Source organism: Lactiplantibacillus dongliensis (assembly GCF_005405105.1).
Lineage (GTDB): Bacteria > Bacillota > Bacilli > Lactobacillales > Lactobacillaceae > Lactiplantibacillus > Lactiplantibacillus dongliensis.
Window position 1 is genome coordinate 1 of sequence record NZ_BJDK01000056.1, and the last position, 10,292, is coordinate 10,292.

The window sequence follows — 10,292 nt, forward strand, 5'->3', positions numbered from 1 at the left end:
TTTGGTATAGTCATGATGTACCCCAATCCGTTTTTGATGGAGTATACCAGAAATCAATGTTTAGGAACAGACCCTAGATCTTGATGTTGAATTATTTTTTTTAAAACGGAAATCGATTGCTAAAAACGTACTTAATTCTAGTAGCTGATAATAGACAAAAAATTAGGATAACTAGAAAGGAGCAACTAACGGGAAATAGCTACTAAATTTAACTAACAGGGGGATTTATTTCAATGAAGTTAGGTAAAGTACTATTATTAACGGCGGCCGTTTTAGGGGCAGCTGGTAGTCTGTCGGTGACTGATGTGCAAGCTAAGACGGGTTACCAGCGGACGAAAAATTTGGCGGTCAAGCCGAAAGCTTTTTATTCGACTAGTAAACATGGCGCTACTTATCAGGCCAATGGATCATTAACTAATTTTAAGTTTAAAAAGAATCATGCCTTAACCCACTATCGGGATTCAACCTGGGTTGCGACCAGCAAAACCTATATTAAAATGCATGGTAAGCATCGCTTATATTATTATGTTCATAATTCTGACGGTAAAGCAAAAGGTTGGGTTTGGAGTGGCTATTTGAAAGCCGGTAAGCATAATCAGATGCGGCATGAAGAGTCAAAACAGGTTGGCAATTATGTGATGGCTAAGCCTGGTAAGCTGTATCAATTTGGTGGCGGTTATCGAACCAAGGGCTTTAATCCATTTAATATTCGGTTTAAGCATGGGATTAAGTTGAGCGACAAAGTGACGTATAAGCGGACACAACTGTGGACGGTTTATAAACATGGTAAGGCGTCTAAGTATTATTATGTGACTAGTTCTGATAATCAGGTTAAAGGCTGGGTCTGGCATGGATTCTTGAAGCCGGGTGAAGTTAAAGAAGCGGCTAAGAAGCCCGCGCCTGCAGTGACTAAGCCGAGTGGTGGTACGTCTAATAATCAGAGCAATATTGGTGGCGTAGTGGTAAATTCTAAGCCAACCACACCTGATCAGAAACCTAACCTAGAAAATTGGACGACTGATGATGGTAAACGTGAACGAGTAGTTGTTGATTATTTTGAACTGACTAATTATTTAAATAAAGGCGGGTCATATAATAATGCAGTTAGTGTTGTAATGGAAAGTAAGTTTGTGAATGGAAAATATATTAAGCAAAGACAGACACTAACTAATATAACAAGTGAATTGGTTGGGAACGATGCGTATAGTATGCACAGACAAATTTTTGCCACGATTGATGGTAAAAAGACGCCCGTTAATGGATATTTGAAAGACCCTATTCTACTGAATGGGGATGCTATTTATAATGATAGTGATGATGACTATTTTGTAAGTGTACGTGAACCTGAAAGATTCAAACACTATGATATCGACCAGCAGGATGCGTATATTACTGAGGTACCGGTTTGGTATCAGTATAGTGTTCAAGATAATGATTATTCCGTTTGGCGTTTTAATTTAAAAACAAATCAATGGGATAAGACACAGAGCCATGTTGCGGATGTTGTCATTCATTAAAATTTTAAATTAAAGTTGACAACCAAAAACAATCTATGTTAAATTAAAAATCGTTAAAAACAAATGAGAAAACAATTAAACGCAATGATTAGGACAGTAGCTCTTAGTGAATTTCTTCAGCGAGTCGTCGGGTGGTGCGAGACGATGGAATCACGAGTCGCGAACATCCCCTAATCACGGTAGGTACGAACTTTTGGGAGTATCTAATGGCGGCATCCATTATCTTGCTAGCGTATCGTATTAAGTTACTGTACGCGAATTAAGGCCATTTTTAGAATGGCAAAGCATAGGTGGTACCGTGGCGACGCCCTATGGAGATCAAGCAATTGATTTCTGTAGGGCGTTTTTGTTTTCTAAAATTTAGGAGGAATTTTATGACAACAGGCACTCGGTTATTAACATTAAAGAACGGTTATCATTTATTTACGCGGACGGTCGGGCATGGGCCAGTCAAGTTATTATGTGTCCACGGTGGGCCCGGTGGTACGCATGAAGAATTTGAAAATTTTGCGGCTGAACTTGGTGAAGATAAGGTTCAGGTCAGTATGTATGATCAATTAGGGTCGTTTTACTCAGATCAGCCGGATTTTACTAAGCCCGAGAATCAGCAATATTTGACCTTAGATTATTATTTATCTGAGTTAGAAGAAGTTCGTCAGCAGTTGGGGTTGGACCAGTTTTACTTGCTCGGTCACTCTTGGGGTGGCTTATTGGCGCAAGAATATGCATTAAAATATGGCGACCATCTAAAAGGCTTAGTCGTCATGAGTATGATTGATAATATCGCCGAATACACCGTTAACGTTAACGCGTTACGTGCGAAGACCTTGACGGCGGCTCAAGTCAGCTATATGCAAGGTGTGGAACAGACAGCAGCTTTTGATGATCCGGAATATCAAAAGTTAGTCGACGTCTTAAATCGTCACTTTGTTTGTCGGCAGCCCCAAGCCCATCCACGCCATCTGGTCCCAACAATGGCCACCGCTGTGTATAATCATTTTCAAGGAAACAACGAGTTTGTCATGGTGGGAACGCTGAATGGCTGGGATCGACGGGCTGATTTACACCGAGTGACGGTGCCGACGTTATTAACGTTTGGGGAATACGATACGATGCCGTTACAAGCCGCGCGGCGCATGCAACAGACGATGCCACGGGCGCGCTTAGTCTTAACGCCAGATAGTGGGCATGGTCACAGCGTTGATAATCCGCGCGCATTTTTCAAGACGCTCGGGCAGTATTTACACGATGTTGAAACGAATCAGTTCACGGCATATTAGGGGGTCATGGGAATATGAATTTTAAAAAGGTAGCGGTTGTCAGCAGTTTAGTCTTACTTTCAGGTGGATTAGCGGCCTGTGGAAAAGCGAATGCTAATAGTAAAACTAGTCAAAAAACACTCAGCTTGATGCAAACGTCGAGCTTACAGTCCTTGGATACGTCGAATCAAGCGGACTTTACGCAGTGGAACATGTTGCAGCAGTCGATGGAAGGCTTGTATCGGATGAACGCTAAGGATCAAGTCGTTGCGGGGATGGCGAAAAAGGTCGTTAAACCGACGAACAACGGCAAGACTTATACGTTCCAGTTGCGACACAATGCCAAATGGAGTAATGGTGATCCGGTAACGGCGCAAGACTTTGTGACTGCTTGGCGGCGTTCCGTGAGTGCAACATCGACTTCAGGGTACAGTTACATTTATGAAGGGGTCAAAAACGCCGCGCAGATTTCAGCGGGGAAACAGCCGACGAGTGCGTTAGGCGCTAAAGCCGTTGATAAGTATACGTTTAGAGTCACTTTATCGCATGCGATGCCATATTTAAATAAGATGTTAGTCATGCCAGCCTTCTTCCCGCAAGATCATCAATTGGTTACGAAGTATGGCAGCAAGTACGGGTCTAACAGTACCAAGATGGCTTATAATGGCCCATTCAAGTTGACGGGTTGGAATGGGACGAATGATACTTGGTCATTAGTTAAGAACAATACATATTATGATAAAAAGACCGTCAAGTTAGATAAGATGACGGTGCGGGTCGTTAAGGATTCGAATACAGCACATAACTTATTTTCATCGAATAAGTTAGACGATGCGATGATCTCAGGCGTTACCGCGCAAGGGCTGCAACATGACAAGCACTTAAAGCATGTCAGCAAAGCGGGGACTTATTATTTGCGGCTCAACATGAATAAAAATCATGCCTTACATAATGCTAAGTTACGGCGTGCGTTGAACTTGGTTCTGAACAAAGAAAACTTAACGAAAAAAGTCTTGAGTGACGGCTCCACGCCAGCTCATAACTATGTCACACCAACGTTAGTTAAAGATCCAACAACTGGTAAAGACTTCGGGACTGAGACAGCCAATACGGATACTTATAATGTGAAAAAAGCACAGCAGTTATGGCAACAAGGCTTGAAAGAATTAGGCAAGTCATCAGTGACGTTGAAGTTGTATAGTGATGATACGACTACCGCGAAGACGATTGACGAATTCGTACAAGCTGCGGTAGAACAGCACTTATCCGGCGCTAAAGTTAACGTCTCCTCCGTACCGGCCAAAGCAAGTGGTAGTGCCGTTGAAAGTGGGAACTTCGATATGGCGTATACGATGTGGTTGGCGGACTACGCTGATCCGGTATCCTTCTTCGACGTCATCACGAAGACGAACCCGCAAAATTATGGCCACTATGACGATGCGCAATTCAATGCAGCAGTGACAGCGGCGCATGGTAAGAACGCGACAAATACTGCGGCTTATTGGCAGAATATGCGGACGGCAGCTAAACGGGTCAATACCACGAATGCCGTTGTGCCACTGTATAATATGACGGAAAGTCACTTGGTTAATTCGAAGCTAGCTGGCGTGGTCTATCATTCAGTTGGTGAAAATGATTATACGCGGGCTTACTTCAAATAGCCTTGAAACTTCAAACTCGCAATTTAACCGATAGCCAGCTAAACTAAACTTACGAAACTAAAGTAGAGGAGTCGGCAATCTTGGTGATGCGAGATTTGAATATTGGTACGAAAGTTGGACTGGAACTATTAACGGATAAATGGAATGCGCTCACGTTGAGTAATTTAACGGCGGAAGCGGCCGGATTTATGGTGTTACGCGAAAAAGTCCGCGGTATTTCAACGTTAAAGTTACTGACGGTGTTGGCCAAGCTAGAACAGTTGGACTTGGTGACATCGACGGAGACGTACGAGTATGGATTAACGGCAACAGGGGTAAAATTGCAACAAGATTTGGCGAATTTAGAAGCTTGGGGCAACCGTGTGATTACAGAAATGGGCGCGGAGTAAGCCCAACTGAGTCGTCATTAAACATAATGAGCTTTAATTGATCTTGGAAATCAGGTCAATTAAAGCTCATTTTTTTGAGAAGTAATGCAGTTGTTATTGTTGGTATCGGTTGAGAATAGTAGTGATTAGCTAGCTTTCAAAACGCCGGGCGGGCCAGAATTGGCTCAGTGGTGTCGTTTGACTTAGCCGGTGATCTTCCGGGTTAGTCAAAGTCCGGCTTATGAGACCGTCCTGTGGCTCATAAACGCGGCCACCACGGTCCAGCCGATGCTGGACCAACCAGAGTGGCAAGTTGAATCCAATTAGCTCAGCATTTATTTGCCATATTTCGCTAACACCGGACCCACCGTTGCAACATATTCACGTTCGCCCAGACTATTCGGATGTAAGTTGTCATCGACGAACCAGTTCCGATTATCTTGACTGACATAGAGCCAGTCGACTAGGTGAACGTTGGCATATTGTTTGGCGGCCGCGGCAATTAGCTTGTTATTGCTAGCTTGCCAAGCTTTACCGGGTACCCGAGTATTCACCCAGAAGATCTGGTGTTGACTGCCGATTTGCTTGATAATGCCGTCAATGGTATCGGTGTCAGTTGGGCCATTGGTACCTAAGTTAACCAGTACATTTTTAGCAATCGCGTCATTGCTTTTCAGTTGGGTAATAATGGCTGGAGCCGCGGCGACTTGCCGACCGACTTTGGCATTAGCATTGAAGCTACCGAAGACTTCTTTTAAGTCCGGTGTCGTGCGGACCATAATGGAATCTCCAATCCCCGTGACTTTTAAGTGCTTGAGGGTGGTGAGTTGCTGATCAGATAGTTGATATTTTTGCCCGAGTTTAGAATCAGCGACTGACCGGTTCGCCGATTTGGTTGTATGGCCAGTCAATGTTTGGCCAATCTTGATGACTTGTTTTTGAATTGCCGGTGTTGGGATGATCAGTGCCCCACCAATAAAAATAATGGCGAATAAGCCGACCAATCCATAGATTAATTTACGATGTCGCATCCCCGTGACCCCCTTGATTGCTACCAGACTAGTCCAGTGCCGTCCGCCTGTCAATCGTTTTTAGCGCTATACTACTCATATAACGAGTCATGGAGGTATGGTTTTGTGCTGGTTGGTTTAAATTGTCACTCTGGTTGGGCCAGAATCGGCTGGAACGTGGTGGCCTCGTTTGGAAGCCAAAGAACGGTCTTCCAAGCCGGGCTTTATCTAAGTCGGAAAAGCACCGACCAAGATAAACGACACCACTGAGCCAATTCTGGCCCGTCCGGCGTTAACTAACAAGGATTGATTATTTTCAGTTCAGCATTTTAGGAACCAACCAGCAGGCGGAAATTTTAACTAGCATCAAGCGTAAGGAGGCATGGCATGGATAACAAACAATTTATCAGTACTCATTTAGCTGAATTTGAGGCACGACTGGCCCAGTTAGTCAGCTTGAAAACGGTGAGTGGCGACGTTAAGCAGTTGCGGTCGGGGGTGACCTACCTAGTCGATTGCTTTAAACAATTATTACAGGCGCAAGTCACGGTCGTTAAGACTGGCGGCGCACCGGCGATTGTGGCGCGAATTAATGGGACGAGTGATCAGACCGTTTTATTTTACGGGCATTATGATACGATGGCGCCCGGTGATCTAGCGGCGTGGGCTAGTGAGCCATTCAAAATGACTAAAAGAGACGGACGGTTTTACGGTCGTGGTATTGGAGATAATAAAGGGCAATTAATGGCCCAGATTTTAGGCGTGTATACGTATCTGCAGATTCACGAGCAACTCCCACTTAACGTGATTTTTATGGTGGAAGGTGAAGAAGAACAAGGCAGTGTGCATTTAGCAGCGACTGTCGATCAACTCAAGTCAACGTTATTAGCGGCAGTAGACTTAGCCGTCGTGATTGATGGGTCGATGAGTCAATCGGGTCAACACGTTTTACGGTTAGGTAATCGCGGGTTATTTGGGTTTGAACTGACGGCGTTGACGGGGACGGTGGATAATCATTCCGGTAATGCCGGAAACATCATGCCGAATGCGGCAGTGTTTCTGAATCAATTATTAGACCGGTTAGTGCAACATGGTCAAGTTCAATTGCCACACTTTTACAACGGGGTTCCAACCGATGCGGAGATACCGTGGGACTTGATTGGCGCGTTGCCGTTTGATGCATCGGCGATTGCGACCCAGTTCGGCTTAGCGACAGTGCCAACGAAATACGATTATTATCGGCGACTGATGTTTCGACCAACGTTTAATCTCAATAGTTATCAAGCGGGTGCAGCGGAATCGGGGTTTAAAACGATTATTCCCCATTCGGCCACTGCCAAGATTGACTGCCGCTTAGTTGGACAACAGTCAATTCCGGCGATTGAAGCGGACTTACGCCAGGCACTAGCGCCAGAGCTTGCGAGTGGGCAAGTTCAACTCGTTATTCGCGGACGGATTCCCGTTAGTGTGACGACCTTACCTGTAGCTAAGATTCAAGCGTTGGCGACAATGATTAAGCGGGCAACCGGAGCGGTGGTAATTGAGCCGATGATGCCGGGCACCGTGCCGAACTATGTCTGGACGGATATCTTAAAGGTACCAGTGGTGACGATTCCGTATGCGAACTTTGACCAGCACAATCATGCGCCCAATGAGAATTTGACTGAAGTAGCCTTTCAAACGGGCATTCAAGTGGCGGCTGAATTAGTCGGTCACTTGCAAACAGTCATTGGAAAAACCAGCTAAGCTTGTTAGACTGGAATTAAGTTTAGAAAACGGGAGGGAGTCATATGCAAAAGAAGACGGTCGGGCTAATTCTCGCCAGTGTGGGACCGTTTCTCTGGGGGAGTTCCGGGACGGTTGCCCAACATTTATTTGAAACGACATCGATTGAAACCATGTGGTTGGTCTCGCTACGGATGTTAGTTTCCGGGGCCTTACTGATTGGCTATGGATTAGTGACGCGTGCGCCGGTGTTTGAAGTGTTTCATCACTCCCGCGCCACGGCCAAATTAGTCGCGTTTAGTTTACTCGGGATGGCTTCTGTACAGCTGACTTATTTTATGGCGATCAGTACGGGCAATGCAGCTACCGCGGCAATTTTACAATTCTTATCACCGGTCATCATTATTATTTATTTGTCGATTTTGAGCTTTAGTTGGCCCAGTAAGATCGATGTTATCTCGGTTATTTCGGCGATTCTAGGTACCATCTTAATCGTCACGGAAGGCCATTTGAATTCATTGGCCTTACCAGTTGCGGCGGTCGTGTGGGGCTTGTTAGCCGCAGTCGGGGCCGCGGTCTACACATTAATGCCGCAACAATTGTTAAAGCGGTATGGCGCGATTCCAATTGTCGGCTGGTCGATGCTGATCGGTGGTTTGATGGTCTGTGTCGCAACGCGAGCTTGGCGACATTGGCCGCAACTAAGCGGGGCTGCTTGGTTGGAAGTCGGCTTCGTCGTCATTTTTGGGACGATGTTAGCCTACTTATTCTTCCTCCAAAGCCTTGAATCGGTACTCCCAACGACGGCGAGTGTGCTAGGGGCGATTGAACCGCTGGCCGCTACGATTTTAAGTGTGCTATTTTTAAACGTTAGCTTTAACGGTTACGGCATTATCGGGGCCATATTAATTGTTGGCGTTACGTTCTTGCAATTTATCTCCGCACGCGATGCCATGATGACACCGTAGTGCTTGACGTCAACTCAATTGGGTTGGCGTTTTAGTTTGTTAGATTAATATTGTTACTCTGGTTCGCCCGCCGTTAATGTCCAGGTAGCTATAAATGAACAATACGCTTGGTGTTAGTTGAAATTGCTGTCTGCCGGTTGGTCTCTAAAACGCTGGAACGCCATGGGACATTTTGAAGCCAAAAATCGGTCTTCAAAACTGACCTTGGCCTAAGTCCGAGTAGACCACTCATACTAAGGCCAACGACACGGCTGAGCATTTTAGAAACTAACGGCTCGGCTAAATTGACTGAATTCAAAATATTCAGTCGTTAATTTTTTAACTTCTGTTATTTAACGGCGGGCGGACCAGAATTGGCTCAGTGGTGTCGTTTATCTTGGCCGGTGATTTTCCGACTTAGATAAAGCCCGGCTTGGAAGACCGACCTTTGGCTTCCAAACGTGGCCACCACGTTCCAGCCGATTCTGGGCCAAACAGAGTGGCAAATTAAATCAACTAGCACCAAGCATAGTCCAGACAAACTAAATAGCTGCTCAGAAATGTCACCATAATTTCTGAGCAGCTATTTAGTTTGTCAAAACGAGCGTTATGGTTATTTTCGTTATTACGGTAAGGCTAAGTAAAGCTTAGGTTGCCGTTTCTTCTTAGTTGGTTGCTTTTTAACCGGAGTGAGTTTGGCCGCACTCGGTGAGAGCCGTTGTAGCCCAGTCTTCGTAACCTTAAAGAACCCAGTCCGGACGCCTTTTTGGTGATAGGCGTGTTGCATCATGACGGTAAAGGTATGGTGATATTCTGGAATCGCCACGTAACGGTAATGTTGCAAACCTTGCCGGAATTGTTGCGGCGTTTCCATAAAGTTTTCTTGGGCGGTCGCGTGGTTGGTAAAGAAGTAGTAATGTGCCACGAACCCGGCATAGTAGCTGTCAACATCGCCAGCGTGCGGATCGACGATTAAAATCTTGGTTCGGTTGTAATGCGTCCACGGTTGCGCAATCCGTTTGAATTGTTGCGGAATCGTGTTGCGGTTATAACGATTGGCGAAGTTCGTCCCGTTAATTTCTGAGAGCATCATAATGATTGAAAAAATCAACAGAATAAAGGTCGACATTTGATAAAAGTTCTTGGTAAAGATGGAGCGAAACGTCCGCAAGTCGCGTTTTTCAAAGCGCTGCTCGTATAAACCAATATCCATAGCACGGACGAGCATAATTGCGCCAATCAGTAAGTTCAAAATAACGGTACTGGACATGTAGCGCTCATAACCATCCAAAACGATGGCTTCAGCATAAGGCATCGATAGGGCGTACATCCCGAATAGGCTGCCAAAGTAGGTGATAAAGATGACGTCAATGATGACGAGCATTTTCAACAAGTTAGTCTGTTTATGGCTGCCTATGCGAATTAAGCCCCAAGCAATCAGCAAGGTGACGTTGATCAGAATAATTCCTTGCACGGAGAGCGAATTCAAGTTCAGCAGTTGATTGACCATCTTGTGCCCAACTTTAAGAATCTTCGTGGTGCCTTCGGTATTGAGCTGCTGGCTATAAGCTTTAGCACTGATTTCATGTTTAGAAACGGTGAACGTCTGATGAACATGGCGTTCCCACCACATGAATGGCAGAGCGCCTAAGCCAATGGTTCCTAGCCAACGATAACTAATTCGCCAAGTTCGCTGTAAACGCGACCCTTGGGTGTATTTAATTAAGGTCTAAAGGTTGAAAGTTAATAATGTACAGTAAAGCCCCGGCTTGCCGGGACTTTACTGTATAAAAATAGACATGAAT

8 protein-coding genes are annotated in these 10,292 nt (G+C 45.2%); 6 read left to right on the forward strand and 2 right to left on the reverse strand.

Going from position 1 to position 10,292, the window contains the following annotated elements; all coding sequences use genetic code 11:
* The first annotated feature begins 233 nt into the window (after positions 1-233).
* From FFM80_RS14075 to FFM80_RS14090, 4 genes are all read left to right on the forward strand, one after another.
* Complete coding sequence (locus tag FFM80_RS14075; protein WP_137641379.1) at positions 234-1,517, forward strand: hypothetical protein; 1,284 nt, start codon at positions 234-236, stop codon at positions 1,515-1,517.
* A 374-nt stretch (positions 1,518-1,891) separates the two neighbouring features.
* Positions 1,892-2,797 carry a proline iminopeptidase-family hydrolase gene (locus FFM80_RS14080; protein ID WP_137641380.1) on the forward strand — a complete coding sequence of 302 codons (906 nt, stop codon included), beginning with the start codon at positions 1,892-1,894 and terminating at the stop codon, positions 2,795-2,797.
* A 14-nt stretch (positions 2,798-2,811) separates the two neighbouring features.
* Entirely contained in the window at positions 2,812-4,437 is a 1,626-nt protein-coding gene (locus tag FFM80_RS14085; RefSeq protein WP_137641381.1) for a peptide ABC transporter substrate-binding protein, read from the forward strand.
* An 86-nt stretch (positions 4,438-4,523) separates the two neighbouring features.
* Positions 4,524-4,826, forward strand: a complete 303-nt coding sequence (locus FFM80_RS14090) for a winged helix-turn-helix transcriptional regulator (protein WP_223877382.1) — start codon at positions 4,524-4,526, stop codon at positions 4,824-4,826.
* 314 nt (positions 4,827-5,140) lie between these two features.
* Here FFM80_RS14090 and FFM80_RS14095 read toward each other — a convergent pair whose 3' ends face one another.
* Complete coding sequence (locus tag FFM80_RS14095) at positions 5,141-5,836, reverse strand: SGNH/GDSL hydrolase family protein (RefSeq protein ID WP_137641383.1); 696 nt, start codon at positions 5,834-5,836, stop codon at positions 5,141-5,143.
* Positions 5,837-6,202: 366 nt separating this feature from the next.
* On the opposite strand from FFM80_RS14095, the gene FFM80_RS14100 reads away from it, so the two are divergent.
* Positions 6,203-7,561 carry a M20/M25/M40 family metallo-hydrolase gene (locus FFM80_RS14100; protein ID WP_137641384.1) on the forward strand — a complete coding sequence of 453 codons (1,359 nt, stop codon included), beginning with the start codon at positions 6,203-6,205 and terminating at the stop codon, positions 7,559-7,561.
* Between the two features lie 44 nt (positions 7,562-7,605).
* Entirely contained in the window at positions 7,606-8,508 is a 903-nt protein-coding gene (locus FFM80_RS14105) for a DMT family transporter (protein ID WP_137641385.1), read from the forward strand.
* A gap of 604 nt (positions 8,509-9,112) precedes the next feature.
* Here the strand turns inward: FFM80_RS14105 and FFM80_RS14110 are convergent.
* Entirely contained in the window at positions 9,113-10,120 is a 1,008-nt protein-coding gene (locus FFM80_RS14110; RefSeq protein WP_137641386.1) for a hypothetical protein, read from the reverse strand.
* Between the last annotated feature and the right edge of the window lie 172 nt (positions 10,121-10,292).